The 13,500-nt window shown below is 60.3% G+C and carries 13 protein-coding genes; 6 read left to right on the top strand and 7 right to left on the bottom strand.

Annotation, left to right across the window (positions count from 1 at the left end; translation table 11 throughout):
- Positions 1-73: 73 nt before the first annotated feature.
- A complete protein-coding gene (locus AC1DXO_RS00875) occupies positions 74-1,183 on the bottom strand; it encodes an ABC transporter ATP-binding protein (protein WP_476976189.1) in 1,110 nt (369 codons plus the stop codon).
- A 454-nt stretch (positions 1,184-1,637) separates the two neighbouring features.
- Between AC1DXO_RS00875 and AC1DXO_RS00870 the strand changes: the two genes are divergently transcribed.
- From AC1DXO_RS00870 to AC1DXO_RS00860, 3 genes are read left to right on the top strand one after another with little or no spacing between them, the layout of a single operon-like run.
- Entirely contained in the window at positions 1,638-3,209 is a 1,572-nt protein-coding gene (locus tag AC1DXO_RS00870; protein ID WP_476976188.1) for a glycoside hydrolase family 28 protein, read from the top strand.
- A 14-nt stretch (positions 3,210-3,223) separates the two neighbouring features.
- The gene (locus tag AC1DXO_RS00865) at positions 3,224-3,691 is read left to right on the top strand and encodes a hypothetical protein (RefSeq protein WP_476976187.1); all 468 of its coding nucleotides are present in this window, start codon (positions 3,224-3,226) and stop codon (positions 3,689-3,691) included.
- Positions 3,692-3,706: 15 nt separating this feature from the next.
- Positions 3,707-4,555: an SDR family NAD(P)-dependent oxidoreductase gene (locus tag AC1DXO_RS00860; protein WP_476976186.1), complete on the top strand. Its 849-nt coding sequence runs from the start codon at positions 3,707-3,709 to the stop codon at positions 4,553-4,555.
- A gap of 254 nt (positions 4,556-4,809) precedes the next feature.
- Here the strand turns inward: AC1DXO_RS00860 and kdsA are convergent, their stop codons facing one another.
- From kdsA to AC1DXO_RS00840, 4 genes are all read right to left on the bottom strand, one after another.
- A complete protein-coding gene (kdsA, locus tag AC1DXO_RS00855) occupies positions 4,810-5,706 on the bottom strand; it encodes a 3-deoxy-8-phosphooctulonate synthase (protein ID WP_476976185.1) in 897 nt (298 codons plus the stop codon).
- Positions 5,703-6,488 carry a 3-deoxy-manno-octulosonate cytidylyltransferase gene (locus AC1DXO_RS00850; protein ID WP_476976184.1) on the bottom strand — a complete coding sequence of 262 codons (786 nt, stop codon included), beginning with the start codon at positions 6,486-6,488 and terminating at the stop codon, positions 5,703-5,705. The genes kdsA and AC1DXO_RS00850 overlap by 4 nt, the downstream gene beginning before the upstream one ends.
- Positions 6,489-6,499: 11 nt before the next feature.
- A complete protein-coding gene (locus AC1DXO_RS00845) occupies positions 6,500-7,489 on the bottom strand; it encodes a KpsF/GutQ family sugar-phosphate isomerase (RefSeq protein WP_476976183.1) in 990 nt (329 codons plus the stop codon).
- Between the two features lie 71 nt (positions 7,490-7,560).
- Positions 7,561-9,585, bottom strand: coding sequence for a hypothetical protein (locus AC1DXO_RS00840; RefSeq protein WP_476976182.1), 2,025 nt, complete (start codon positions 9,583-9,585; stop codon positions 7,561-7,563).
- Positions 9,586-9,990: 405 nt separating this feature from the next.
- Here AC1DXO_RS00840 and AC1DXO_RS00835 point away from each other — a divergent pair, with 405 nt between their 5' ends.
- Positions 9,991-10,413: a hypothetical protein gene (locus AC1DXO_RS00835; protein ID WP_476976181.1), complete on the top strand. Its 423-nt coding sequence runs from the start codon at positions 9,991-9,993 to the stop codon at positions 10,411-10,413.
- 1 nt (position 10,414) lies between these two features.
- On the opposite strand, the gene AC1DXO_RS00830 is transcribed toward AC1DXO_RS00835, so the two are convergent.
- Both AC1DXO_RS00830 and AC1DXO_RS00825 read right to left on the bottom strand, forming a co-directional pair.
- On the bottom strand, positions 10,415-10,789 hold the full coding sequence (locus AC1DXO_RS00830) for a hypothetical protein (RefSeq protein WP_476976180.1): 375 nt from the start codon (positions 10,787-10,789) through the stop codon (positions 10,415-10,417).
- A gap of 73 nt (positions 10,790-10,862) precedes the next feature.
- On the bottom strand, positions 10,863-11,774 hold the full coding sequence (locus AC1DXO_RS00825; protein ID WP_476976179.1) for a bifunctional helix-turn-helix transcriptional regulator/GNAT family N-acetyltransferase: 912 nt from the start codon (positions 11,772-11,774) through the stop codon (positions 10,863-10,865).
- Between the two features lie 83 nt (positions 11,775-11,857).
- Between AC1DXO_RS00825 and AC1DXO_RS00820 the strand changes: the two genes are divergently transcribed.
- Both AC1DXO_RS00820 and AC1DXO_RS00815 read left to right on the top strand, forming a co-directional pair.
- On the top strand, positions 11,858-12,781 hold the full coding sequence (locus tag AC1DXO_RS00820; protein ID WP_476976178.1) for a DUF817 domain-containing protein: 924 nt from the start codon (positions 11,858-11,860) through the stop codon (positions 12,779-12,781).
- Positions 12,742-13,356, top strand: a complete 615-nt coding sequence (locus AC1DXO_RS00815) for a DUF4328 domain-containing protein (RefSeq protein WP_476976177.1) — start codon at positions 12,742-12,744, stop codon at positions 13,354-13,356. The genes AC1DXO_RS00820 and AC1DXO_RS00815 overlap by 40 nt, the downstream gene beginning before the upstream one ends.
- The last annotated feature ends 144 nt before the right edge of the window (positions 13,357-13,500 follow it).

Below are 13,500 nucleotides of genomic sequence, written 5' to 3'. Positions count from 1 at the left end.
AAGCAGCATCCGTGTCATCCGTGGTTAAACTTTTGCTTACGCAACCGCGCGCTCACCAAGTGCCGATAAGCCCCTACGCCGCCGCCTCAGCCGCGCCACCACGTACAAACGCTTCACCCGCAGCATTGAACAGATAGGCATCCACCGGATCGAAACGCAGCGCCACCACATCTCCGTGGCGCGAGTTGTTCCCGGCCGGCAGGATGGCGCAGACCGGCGCCTCGACCCGCGGCATCATGGCATAGACCGCCCGCGCGCTGCCCAGGGTTTCGACGACGTCGACCGTGGCCGCCAGAGTATTGCCTGTCGCCTGCAATGACAGCGATTCCGGCCGCACCCCCAGGGTCACGCGATCTCCGGCCCGTGCCCCACCTGGCGCCACGGCCGCAACGACGGTGTCCCCGCTGACCAGCTTGACGCGGACACCCTTGGCGGTAATGGCGGCGACCTCGCCCTGAATCAGGTTCATCCGCGGCGAGCCCAGAAACCCGGCGACAAACAGGTTGCGCGGCGCTTCGTAGACCTGGGTCGGCGTGCCGATCTGCTCGACGCCGCCGGCATTCAACACCACGATCCGGTCGGCCAGGGTCATGGCCTCGACCTGATCGTGGGTGACATAGATCAGGGTCGTGGCCAGTTCGCGATGCAGCCGGGCGAATTCGTGGCGCATATGGACGCGCAGCCCGGCATCGAGGTTCGACAAGGGCTCATCCAGCAGAAACAGGCGCGGTTGGCGCACAATGGCGCGACCGATGGCCACCCTTTGCCTCTGACCGCCCGACAGTTCGCGCGGCCGGCGGTCCAGCAGGTCGGCAATACCCAACAACTTGGCCGCCTTGGCCACCGCGAGCTTGATATCGCTCTCGGCCATCTTGGCCATGCGCAGGCCGAACGCCATATTGTCGAAGACATTGAGATGCGGATACAGGGCGTAGGACTGGAAGACCATGGCGACGCCGCGCTGGGCCGGCGTGTCGTTTAGCGCGCTCTTGCCCTCGATCAGGATATCGCCGGCGGTCGGCGGCTCCAGGCCGGCAATCAGGCGCAGGAGGGTCGACTTGCCGCAGCCCGATGGCCCGACCACAACGACGAATTCGCCGTCGGGTATGGCGAGGTCGACGCCCTTCAGGACGGTCTGCGTCCCGAAGGCCTTCTCCAGTCCCCGCAGCTCGACATTGGCCATTCGGCGTTTTCCCTGTTTCCGGCCCAACCTTTAACGGCCCAGCCAGCATATCTCAAGCACGCGCCGCTATGTAAATCGTGTAAATCCATATCGCCCAGCGGGATCACGGCACATTGCTTTTTCACGCCTGTGGCACGAAATAGCCGCCATGTTGAAGATCGAACGGGAACCGCAGATTTCGACAGTATGCCGAGTCCAAAGGTATAGCCTTTGGACCGCCATGACGCAGATTTTTCAGAGACATATTTTGATGTTTACGCTTTTATAGGACCGGTTTTTCGATCGCAAAGCGATCTTTAATGGAGATCGGCGTCCATGAATCCTTTTTCGTGAGGGCTCCGAAAAATCTGCGCCAATCTGCGAAATCTGCGGTTCCACCCCTTTCTTTTGCCTATCTAGCCAAGCCCACTCACCTCGGCTATGCTGGAACCACTCCCATAAAAACGAGACAGAGATGAAACGCCGCCTCCTGATACTGCTGCTGATGACACCGGTTACCATGGCGTTCGCCGCCTATGCCGAAGCGCCCGTCAAGACCCAGTGGGGCACGGTCAGCGAGCCGGACTATCCGCATCATATCTGCGCTACTCTGTCGGCCGATATCGAATCCGCCGCCCTGACCAGTCACGAGGCCGAGGGCGACACCCATCCCGACACAGCCCGTATCCAGCAGGCCATCGACGCCTGCCCGTCCGGCGCGGTCAAGCTGGTCGCCGCCAGCGGCAATGACGCCTTCCTCAGCGGTCCGATCACCCTGAAATCCAAGGTCATTCTGTGGATCGACAAGGGCGCCACCCTTTACGCCTCACGCGATCCGGCCGACTATGACAAGGGCCCGGGAGATTGCGGCACCGCCAACACCGTCAGTGTCAAATCCTGCCGTTCGCTGATCGAAGGCGCCGACCTGGTCGATTCCGGCCTGATGGGCGAAGGCCGCATCGACGGCCAGGGCGGCTCCCTGCTGCTCAGCGGCCCCAATGCCGGCAAGCGCTCATGGTGGGACGTAGCCTATCAATCGAAACAGGGCCTGACCCAGCACAATTTCCGCCTGGTCCAGATCGATGGCGGCAGCAACTTCACCCTGTACAGGCTGACCTTCGTCAACAGCCCCAACTTCCATATCGTGCCGCAGAACATGACCGGCATCACCGCCTGGGGGATCAAGATCCTCACCCCCACGGCCTTCTACACCAGGCCCGACTACGCCTGCCCCGAAGGCACCACACCCGACAAACTGACCCCGGCGACCTGCTTCACGCCCGAAACCGTCAAGAATACCGACGGCTTCGACCCGGCGCAATCGTCGAACGTCCTGCTGGCCTACAGCTATATCTCGACCGGTGACGACAATGTCGCCATCAAGTCGAAGGGCAGCCGGCCGTCGCAAAACCACACCTATGCCCGCAACTACTTCTACTACGGTCACGGCATGTCGCTGGGTTCGGAAACAGACTCCGGCATGGACAATATCGTCGTCACCGACCTCGTCATGGACGGCATGGATAGTACCGGCGGCAACGGTTTGCGCGTCAAATCGGACTCGTCGCGCGGCGGCAAGGTGACCCGCGTCCTGTTCGACGGCGTCTGCATGCGCAATATGCGCAATCCGATTGTGCTCGACACCGCCTATAGCGACAAGACGGGAACCCTGATCCCCGATTTTGCCGATATCGCGATCAACAATTTCCACTATACCGGCAGCGCTAAATTCGGCGGCGGCCTGGTGGTGTTTCGAGGCTATGACGAGCAGCACCCTTTGCACGTTACACTCGACAATGTGGTGTTTGACGGCGCCCAACCGGCTGTCTCGGGCTCGCACAACCCCAATACACCCGAACCACCACGTTTCACGACCTTCACCTTCGGTCTGTCGGGGGCTACATTCGCTAGTCTGGTCAAGGACGAGAACGGCTCTCGCGCCCTTTACAAGGTGATGGCCGACGGGGATTGGAAGGAGCTCGAGCCCTACGCCTGTTCGCAGGCGTTTAATCCGCTGAAGTCGGTATTGCCGGATTCACCGTTCTGAGTTAGCCAGCTAACATGACACCATCCTGGCTCAGAGTCCGGCGATTTCCCTATGAGGAGCCGTATGCGCTCAATCTGGAGTTCGCCGGCGGCAACGGTCTGTTCAGCGGCTGCGTCGAGATCTATTGCAACGTCGAAGACCTGTCCGAACTGGGGCGCGCCCTGCTCGCCTTCCCCCGCCAGGCCGATGACCGCCATGTCTATGAATACGGGTCCGACGATGCGGCAGAGCGGCAGCACCGTCATTTCCGGCTCAGTTTCTATACGATCGACCATACCGGCCATTGCGCCGTGCAATTCCTGACGCGTCTCTACGAAAAAGAACCCGATGACGGCGCCTGTCAGTTCTCGATTCGAACCGAGCCGGCAGCCCTTCATCGCCTGGGTCAGTTGTTCGAAAACTTCGCCCGGCTCGAACATCTGGAGCTGCGCTGGTCACCGGCCGGCGGAGAATTATTCACGGACCACACTTCGGACGCCTGAAATCGGAGCTTCGTCATGTCCCATCCTGCCTTGAAACCCGGCAATAGGGCGCTGATCACCGGCGCGGCCTCTGGCATAGGCCTGGCCGCCGCCAAGCGTTTTGCTGCAATCGGGTTGGACATCATTATTGTCGATCGCGATCAAGCGGCATTGTCGACGGCACTCCGTACCCTTGCGGAAAACCGGGACAACGCAGCCACGGATTTCACCGGTTCCAGCATCCTGACCATCGACGCAGATGTTGGCGATCGCGACGCGATGTTGGAGCTCGCCGAGGCGTACACGGACATCTCCGTCCTGATGAACAATGCCGCCATCGGCCCCGACAGTTCGGTGCTTGACGCGGACAATTGGCGCCAGATCATCGACACCAATATGTGGGGCGTCGTCCATGGCTGCCAGGCCTTTGTGCCGGCGATGATCAAAAGCGGTAAGCCCGGTCTGGTCATCAATACCGGCTCCAAGCAGGGCATCACCACGCCGCCCGGCAATCCGGCCTACAATGTCTCAAAGGCAGCCGTGAAGGTCTATACCGAAGCCCTGCAGCACGAACTGCGTAACGGCGCCAATCCGGCGGTCACGGCGCATCTGCTGATCCCGGGATTTGTCTGGACGGGTATGACGTCGCGCGGGCGTACCGAAAAACCCGATGGCGCCTGGACGGCGGAGCAGACGGTCGACTTCATGCTGCAAAGTCTGGAGCGCGGCGACTTCTACATCCTGTGCCCGGACAATGATGTGTCGCGGGAACTGGATGAAAAGCGCATGGCGTGGGCATCGCTCGACATTATCCAGAACCGCCCGCCCCTGTCACGTTGGCACCCGGACTATGCCGAGGCCTTCAAGGCGTTTCTGGAAAAGTAACGCCATCGTCCGGGAACATCGGTGATGGCGATCAGCTCCGAAGGATTGAATCCACAGATTACACAGATTACACAGATTTTTCAGTGGCTTGACCGAGAAGCGGTAAGTGGATTTGCCGGAAATGATCGCTTTGCGATCGAAAGCAGACGAACGCGACCGCGATGCATAAAGCACAGCGCTAAAATCTGTGTAATCGGTGTAATCTGTGGATACCTAAAACGACCGTTACCGCCTGAACAGCCGCATCATGTCCATCACTCCGCCGCTTCGACGGCCTTGGCCGAAGTCGTGGCATAGGTCACCGATGGCTTGCCCTTGGCCAGGTCGTCAAAGGTCCGCAGCACGCCGATCAGTTCGCACATCTCCTCGATGCGGATCATGTTCGGGCCGTCGGACGGCGCATTGTCCGGGTCCTGATGCGTTTCGATAAACACCGCCGACACGCCGATGGCGCAGGCCGCCCGCGCCAGGACAGGCGCGAATTCGCGCTGGCCGCCGCTGGTCGTGCCCATGCCGCCCGGCTGCTGGACGCTGTGGGTGGCGTCGAACATAACCGGATAGCCTGTCTGGGCCATGGTCGGCAGGCCGCGGAAATCGGTCACCAGGGTGTTGTAGCCGAACGACGTGCCGCGATCGCACAGGATGATGCGCTCATTGCCCGTCGAAGCAATCTTCTTGGCGACATTGGCCATGTCCCACGGCGCCAAAAATTGCCCCTTCTTGACATTGATCGCCCGGCCGGTGGCGCCGGCCGCCAGCAACAGGTCGGTCTGGCGGCACAGGAAGGCCGGGATCTGCAGCACGTCGACCATCTTGCCGACCGGCTCGCACTGATGCGCATCATGGACGTCGGTCAGGACCGGACAGCCGAACTTGTCGCGCACGGCGGCCAGGATATCCAGTCCCTCTTCCATGCCGATGCCGCGCGCCGTGCCGATGCTGGACCGGTTGGCCTTGTCGTAGCTGGACTTGTAGATGAATTTCGTGCCCGTCGGCGCACAGGCTTCGGCGATCTTCTCGGCGATCATCAGGGCGTGGTCCAGGCTTTCGATCTGGCACGGGCCGGCGATCAGGGCAAACGGCTCGTCGCCACCGATCTTGATCCCGTTGACGTCGATGACGCGTGTTTTCACATGTTGTGCTCTGATCATGGCAAGACACTTTCTATACGGGCCACATCGACCGGATTGTTCAATTCCCAAAATACCTTACCACGGCCATCAACCTCGACACAACGGATGGGCACACCGTTCTCGAGGAAGCGAAGCTGTTCCAGGCCTTCATGGCGCTCCAGCGGACCCGCCGTCCAGCGCGGGTAGGCGCGAAGCCCCGCCTCACGGTAAGCATAGACCCCAACGTGATGGAAGACCGGAATGACGGCGTCTTCCGCGATGACCCCGCCCGTATAGGGTATAACTTCCTTGGAGAAATACAACGCGTTCATCTTCGCATCGAACACCGCCGTGGTGCCGCCGACGCGGCCGTTTTGCCGATCCTCGATGAAATTGGCGAAGGTCTGGCGATCGCAACGCAGGACCGGGGTCGCCATCTGGACCTCGTGATTGTCGCGCATGGCGGCGATCAGGTCCTCGACGAACCAGGCCGGGGTCAGCGGCGCGTCGCCCTGCAGATTGACATAGAGATCGAAAGGATGCGGCAGGTGCGGCAGGGCGTCGGCGCAGCGTTCGGTGCCGTTGGCGCACTGGTCTGACGTCATGATGACCTGAGCGCCGAAGGCTTCCGAAGCGATGCGGATACGTTCGTCGTCGGTGGCGACATAGACGGCATCGACGCCCTTGACCGCCTGGGCGGCTTCCCAGGATCTCTGGATCAGCGATTTCGACACCCCGTCCTTGCCGCGCAGCATGACCAGGGGCTTGCCGGGATAGCGGCTCGATTCGTAGCGGGCGGGGATGATGACGACAGTTTTCATGACAGCAACTCTTATGCGACTCCGGCCCGCAGGCAATCGTGAATATGGATCAGGCCGATGGGTTTTGCATCCTCGTCGACCACAAACAGGCAGGTGATCTTGCGCTCGTTCATGATACCCAGCGCCTCAACCGCCAGGGCGCCGGCGGTAATGGTCCGCGGCTTACGACTCATCACGTCGCGGGCATGGCGTTTCATCAGGCCATCCATGTGGCGGCGCAGGTCGCCGTCGGTGATGATGCCGTTCAGATGCCCCACGCCATCGACAATGCCGACCACGCCGAAACTCTTGGCCGTCATGACCAGAACCGCGTCGCTCATCAGGGCGGTCTCGCCGATCAGCGGAACGGCTTCGCCACCGTGCATCAGGGCGCGGACGGTCAGAAGCTGCGCGCCCAGCTTGCCGCCGGGATGAAAGACGCGGAAATCGGGCGCGGCGAACCCCTTCTTCTCCATCACCGCCACGGCCAGGGCATCGCCCAGCGCCAGGGTCATGGTCGTGCTGGTGGTCGGCGCCATGCCAATGGCGCAGGCTTCGGGCGCGTTTGGCAGCAACAACGCAACATCGGCAGTAGTTAAGAGCGTGCTGCCCGGCCGCGAGGCGACACCGATCAGCGGAATGGCGAAGCGGCGGGTATGGGCGATGATATCGGACAGCTCGGCGGTCTCGCCCGAATTGGACAGGACCACGCACACATCTTCGGTGGTGATCATCCCCAGATCGCCGTGCGACGCTTCGGCCGGATGGACGAAAAAGGCCGGCGTACCCGTGCTGGCCAGAGTCGCGGCGATCTTGCGCGCGATATGGCCTGACTTGCCCATGCCGGACATGACGACCCGGCCGCGACAAGCCTGGATGATCTCGACCGCGCGCACAAAGCTTTCCGACAGCGAGCCGGCAAACAGCAGCAGCGCCTCGCCTTCGGTGCGCAGCACGCGCGCCCCGGTGGCCAGGATGGCGGTCCGGGTATTGATATCGGTGATGGGGGCGGTGTCGGACATAGGGTTCATAGGCCGGTATATGGCGGGCGCGGCCGTCTTAGCAAGATTGCATTGCCGGAACAATGATTGGATCAGGCCGCGGGACACCTGATCGGGTGATACCATGACCAGCTCAGCGCACCCTTGTGGACCGCGAGACAGACCGTATCGCCCTGCCGCCAAGGCCGCACCAGGAGATAGACGGCCAGGGTTTCGCCGCCCGGCTGGCCTGCCGGGCGCGTGAGCGTCTTCACAAGGTTATCGGTGTTGGCTTCGACCTTCAACACCTTCACGGGAAAGACTTCGTGGCGGCTCGTGTCGAGCATGACATTCAGGAACATCAGACTGCCCCACGCGTAGCACATATAGATGGGAAGGGCCGACAACAGGACCGGCCACCGGTACCGGCGTTCGATCAGGCAGACCACAAGTATCATGCCCAGGGCCGCCGCGACGCTGCAAACGGCCGGAACCGTCCAGTCAAATACGCGGACATCGAAGAAGGTCCGCAACGCCAGCACAATCGACGGCGCTACAGCCATCTGGGCTCCAATGCCGACCCGATAGACCGTCTTATCATTGTGCAGTACCCATCGCGAATGCGACAGCGCGACCATGATCACCGCCACTACGGGCATGGCCATCACGGCGAACACGCAGAGCGGATACGGTCGCCCATAGATGCCTACTGCCGAAATCAGAAGAGCCGGCACCCACAACCATTTCAGCGCCTGGGTGTGCGCCCTGAAATTATAGACGCGGCCTTCAGGCGCGTTGCCGAAGGGGGAATTGGCCAGAAAATCCTGGCGCTTGCGCTCCCACGCCTCGCGATTGCGATCCTCGGCCTCTCTATCTCTATTGGGAAAACTGTTGATCCAGTCACTGAACGGCGCGTCGAATGGACCGGGCTTGACGATCCGGACTGACCGCCCGTTGTTCAGCCGGAGGCAGATGCTGCCGAAAAACGTATCCAAGAAGCCGAATGTGTCGGCAATCTCGCTGTTGCGGATCGTACGGGTAGCCAGAATGCCGCGGTATTCCACCCTATCAGCATACAGCGTCAATTGCGTACGATGGGTAAGGTAAATATAGAAGGGGCCCGCGGCAAGAAAGACCGCGCCTATCGTCGGCTTGACCCAGCCAAGATCCGACGGCGGAATCGGCAGCATATGCGGCGAGGAGATCGAGCTATAGGCGTAGCTGAGTCCGGAGAAGACGAGTGCAAGGATAATCCTGACCGGGATGCCAAGGCGAGGTTCGTTGAGCGCGATCAGTACGAAGGCCATGAGGGCGAAAATTGGGACCTCGTCCATTTGCCGCAAGAGAAGATTCAGGCCCGGATCGGCCACCAGGTCACCCGCCATCGCCAGTATGGCGCACCCAAGGGCACAAACCATCAGCGCCAGCAGCGAAACCACCGCCCGGCCAAGGCGCCCCTGACGATAGACACGCGGGAAGGCGGGATTGGCCTGCTGATCCTCCCATTGTCGTTGCTTGGCCTGGAGCCGTTTGTTGGGGAGTCCGTCGACCCAGGCTCTGAACACCTCATCCGGACGTACAAACGTCCCAATATCGAGCCTTGTACCGTCACGCAGATCAAGCCTGAGTAGGTTCTGCCAGATAGGGCCGCTTGCTACGGAACTGTCGACGATCTCGCTGTAACACATGGTGCGGCTGAAAAAGATGCCCCGGCAGTCAAGCCGGTCCGCGTGCAGAACCAGCCTTCCGCGCAGGGAGCGAAGCAGGAAGAACAAGTTCACGCTAACCAGCAGGAGGCCAGCAAGCTCAGGCACCCACAGTCCTTTTGGAATATGGCTGAGATCGTTTGCCAGAATACCCGTGGCGGCCCACAGACCTATAACCGCCAGGCCAAAGACAATTCTGATCCACAGAGCGACTCGTGGCATCAGGCTCAGATAGCCGGTGCACCAAAACAGCGTCAGGAGCGTGAACATGAGCGTTACGCCGCCCAACAGGCCAGTATGCGCGATAAGCCCGTAAGAGGTGGCAGCTGTGAAAAATCCAAGGGCGCAGACCATCAGGTGCCCAACAGCGAGTTGTAGCTTTTTAAGCGGGCTGAACTGATAGACGCGCGGATATGCTGTCTGATTGACCATACCATCCCCCGAAGCGCCATACTTAATCACAGCGGTGGTAGGGAGTCAAAATTGCCCGCAGCCCCCATCCCCAGCGACGAAAAACGATCTCACGGCATAGGCGATGCGGGCGAAAAGCCCATAGATGGCCAGCTTAAGGCGGCCGGTATATGGCGGGCGCGGCCGTCTTAGCAAGATTGCATTGCCGGAACAATGATTGGGCCAGAACTTGGGTAAGAACAATGATGGAATCGCCTTGATCCGGGCCAAGCCCCCCCGGAGGTCGCCTTTACGGCGCCAAATGATAACTGGCCTGGCAAAACGACTGCCTTTTTATTCACAAATGCGTCAAAATTGGCGTTACGGCGCATCTGCCGTTTGCCCCTTAAGGCTGTAAGGATTAGACTTCACCCCAGGGAGTAAACAATGAAAAAAGAATTGAACCCCGGCACAGCCCTTACTGGCGTGTGGAACGGGCTGTATAGTATTAGAACGCTGCCGAACATTCCCGAGAGCTTGTTCGTCGCTGTGCTGATCGATTCGGGCAGCCGCCTGTCCGGCACGATTCACGAGGGCATGAACGATGCCGATGGCGCATTCTATCAAACCAATGCCCATGTCGTCGGCCGCAGCAACGGTGGGAAGGTGCGCTTCGTCAAGACCTATGACGGTACCGCCGGCCTCAGTCACGACGTTGAGTATGAAGGCACAGTCGGAGAGAACAACGACGAGATCTCGGGCGAGTGGTCGGTCGAGACATCCTGCGGCATGCGTCGCGGTCCGTTCATGATGATCCGCGCCCGCGTCAAGGACGTCGCCTCCGTCATCCGCCAGTCGATCCGGGTGTAGTCTATTTCACCCGGCTTTCGGCTGTCGCGTAATAGACGAACGAGATCACCATATAGGCAATGCCGGCGACGAAGGCGATGAAGCGCAGGGTATAGGGAATGGACACCAGAATGTTCAGCCCCGGCGTGAAGGTCACAATCAAGGCCGCCAGTGCAACCAGGGCGCCCAGGCCGACGGAACGTAGCGCCCGGCTCTTTTTCAGTTGCACCATTTCACGCTTCAGCGCCCGGCCGGCATTGTGTGCTGCCACTTCATCAATACCATCAGCAATCGCGGCCCGGATAGCGGCAGCGACGGACAGGCCGGCATTGAGACTGGCGATGATGTGATTGCGTGCGGCGCGAAGCTGGGCTTCCGTATCGGTCGACTCGGTCATGGCAATTTCCCCTCTTATCCCTTCACAGACCAGGAACATGCTGTATGGGGCCGTTTGCGTCAACCCGACGCCTTTACAGATCCATACCCCAGACTTGGCTGACCAGGTCGCAACCGAACATCCGGTTCTCCTGTTCCGACACCAAGGCGAACCCCACCGCCTGATAGATGCGCCGCGCTGCCAGCAGATGGTTCTGCGTCCACAGCACCATGCGCCGGTAGCCGCGTTGGCGCGCCGCCGCGACACAGGCCTCGACCAGCGCCCTGCCGATACCCAGGCCGCGCATATCCGGTTCGACATACAGCAGGCGCAGCTTCGCCACATCGTCTTCATCGCCGCGGAACAGAAAGACCGAGCCCACCACCTCGCCGTCCTTTTCGGCAATGAAGGCGGCTTCCCTGTCTGGATCGAAAGTCTGGACGAAACCTGCCAGCAGTTGCGCCACCAAAGCTTCGTAGCTGATATCGAAGCCGTATTCGCGTTGATACAACAGGGCCTGGCGCGCCGTGATCTGGCCGATATCGCCGACCTGCAGATCGCGCATCCGCCATACCCCGCTACCCTCCAGCAAACGTTCGACGCGCCTGACCGAGGTGACAAGAGCCGCCTGCGCCGCCTCACCGAGGTGACCGATCAACTGCCCCAGGCCTTCGCGTGACGCTGCATCGATCGGCGCGAAGGCCTGCCGCCCGGCTTGGGTCAGGGTCAGGATTGCCGCCCGGCCGTCCTGCGGATCGCGCGCCTTGGCCACAAGACCCAGGGCCGTGAAGCGTTTGACAATACGGCTGACATAGGCGGCATCGAGTCCCAACTGCGTAATCAGGTCACCGGCCTTCAACGGGCCATGATGCGCCAGTTCGTACAGCACCCGGCTTTCGGTCAGGCTCAGCTCGCCGCCATAAGGCTGCGGCGCCAGCAAGCCGATGCGATGGGTGTAATAGCGGTTGAAGGCACGTAAGCGTTCAATGGTGTCGTTCTGGGTCATGACGATAGGAAAAGCAATATATTGGACTGAGTCAAGTATTTTTCGGCAGATGACAACCGCAAATTTGCACGTCATAAACCGTCATGGCCAACCCGCCCGTTCACCCCTTAGCTCCGTTTCTGCAACCGGCCCGCCGCTTCATTCGCGGTACGCTGCAACGCCTGCCCGCGCCGCTGGCCGAGTTCGTCCTGTTCGGCCTGAAGATGGCCTGGTCGTGCCTGTTCGGCGCCGCCATGTTGTTCTTGATCGTCGTCACCCACCTGATTTGGCCGGCCGGAGCGGTCGTCCATCGCTACGACTTCCTGCTGCTCTGTGCCCTGCTGATCCAGGCGACTATGCTGTGGACGCGGCTGGAAACCGTCGACGAGGTCAAGGTCATCTGTCTCTACCACGTCATCGGCACGGTGATGGAGGTGTTCAAGACCCACATGGGTTCATGGACCTATCCGGAAGCCTCGATCTTCCATATCGGCGGCGTGCCTCTGTTCACCGGCTTCATGTATGGCTCGGTGGGGTCGTTCATCGCCCGCGCCATCCGCGTCTTCGACATGCGCTTTTCGCATTACCCCCAGGCGTGGATCGCCTGGCTACTGGCCATCGCCATCTATATCAACTTCTTCACCCATCATTTCGTCTACGACATCCGCTACATCCTGTTCGCGGTGATTGCGGTCGTGTTTTTCCGCAGCTTTGTCTTCTTCCGTATCGACCGTACCGTCCATTCCATGCCCCTGCTGCTGGCCGCCGGCCTGACCGCCTTCTTCCTCTGGGTGGCGGAAAATATCGGCACCTATACGCGAACATGGGCGTATTCCGGGGCCTATTCCGGCAAGGCCTGGCACCTGGTCTCGCTGCAAAAAATGGGCGCCTGGAGCCTGCTGCTCGGCATCAGCTTCGTCACGGTTTCGCTTGTCTTTCCACCGAAAGCGCCGGATGGTGCAGAGGATAGTAATGGGGGATATCGCGCATGGCTGAAGCGACTCGGACTGCTCAAGGACCGCGCATAGTTTCATTTTTCCTGCGTCTGACGTCGTTCATACTGGCGCTCTGGCTGACCGGATTGCTTGTCGTTGAAACAGGCTTGTTGCCAGCGGGTGAGCAAGCCTATCACGACCTTGCTGCGGCGGTTGCGCCGGTCAGCCTTTTTAAGATCGCCATGTATCTCCACTTCGGCTTTCTGATCCTGTGGACCGGTCTCGCCAACAAGGCCGTACGCGAAACCGTAACGGAGGATTTGCAGAGCGGGCCGTGGATGGCCGCCTTCTGGTACCTCATTCCGATCGCTTCACTTTTCAAGCCCTATGGTGTTGTCAAGGAAATCTATCAGGCCAGCCGCAATCCAACGGACTGGAAGGACAGCGGCCAAGTGAAAATTATTCTGATTTGGTGGTTTCTGCAGATCGCGATCCTGCTTATCGGGCTTGTCATCCGATTATTATCGGCCGGCAACGGGCTAGTCTCTCTGAACGCCCTGTTGCAACTGACTTTGGTTGTCTGGTGCGTGCTGACGATCATCATTGTCACGCGCGTCACGCGCTGGCTGGCTAATCCGGTGAAAGCGACTGCCGCCGATGTTTTCTGAGATTTGGCTTTTGCCAACCTCATTACGCAGCAAGCTATAGGATTTTGAACCGCGAAAAACGCGAAAAGCGCGAAAATGAACGCTGAAATTTTGTGCCCGCTGGGCAATCTTTTGCTAGCGCGTATTCCGTTTGAGCGCTTCGCG

The organism is Asticcacaulis sp. P2_C5, assembly GCF_056404555.1.
The sequence above is the reverse complement of the archived record's forward strand: the minus strand, read 5'-3'. Positions and strand labels throughout refer to the sequence as shown.

Bases quoted from the DNA above. Each gene is read 5' to 3' on its own strand.
- AC1DXO_RS00875 (WP_476976189.1), bottom strand. From the start codon at position 1,183: ATGGCCAATGTCGAGCTGCGGGGACTGGAGAAGGCCTTCGGGACGCAG.
- AC1DXO_RS00870 (WP_476976188.1), top strand. From the start codon at position 1,638: ATGAAACGCCGCCTCCTGATACTGCTGCTGATGACACCGGTTACCATG.
- AC1DXO_RS00865 (WP_476976187.1), top strand. From the start codon at position 3,224: ATGACACCATCCTGGCTCAGAGTCCGGCGATTTCCCTATGAGGAGCCG.
- AC1DXO_RS00860 (WP_476976186.1), top strand. From the start codon at position 3,707: ATGTCCCATCCTGCCTTGAAACCCGGCAATAGGGCGCTGATCACCGGC.
- kdsA (WP_476976185.1), bottom strand. From the start codon at position 5,706: ATGATCAGAGCACAACATGTGAAAACACGCGTCATCGACGTCAACGGG.
- AC1DXO_RS00850 (WP_476976184.1), bottom strand. From the start codon at position 6,488: ATGAAAACTGTCGTCATCATCCCCGCCCGCTACGAATCGAGCCGCTAT.
- AC1DXO_RS00845 (WP_476976183.1), bottom strand. From the start codon at position 7,489: ATGTCCGACACCGCCCCCATCACCGATATCAATACCCGGACCGCCATC.
- AC1DXO_RS00840 (WP_476976182.1), bottom strand. From the start codon at position 9,585: ATGGTCAATCAGACAGCATATCCGCGCGTCTATCAGTTCAGCCCGCTT.
- AC1DXO_RS00835 (WP_476976181.1), top strand. From the start codon at position 9,991: ATGAAAAAAGAATTGAACCCCGGCACAGCCCTTACTGGCGTGTGGAAC.
- AC1DXO_RS00830 (WP_476976180.1), bottom strand. From the start codon at position 10,789: ATGACCGAGTCGACCGATACGGAAGCCCAGCTTCGCGCCGCACGCAAT.
- AC1DXO_RS00825 (WP_476976179.1), bottom strand. From the start codon at position 11,774: ATGACCCAGAACGACACCATTGAACGCTTACGTGCCTTCAACCGCTAT.
- AC1DXO_RS00820 (WP_476976178.1), top strand. From the start codon at position 11,858: ATGGCCAACCCGCCCGTTCACCCCTTAGCTCCGTTTCTGCAACCGGCC.
- AC1DXO_RS00815 (WP_476976177.1), top strand. From the start codon at position 12,742: ATGGCTGAAGCGACTCGGACTGCTCAAGGACCGCGCATAGTTTCATTT.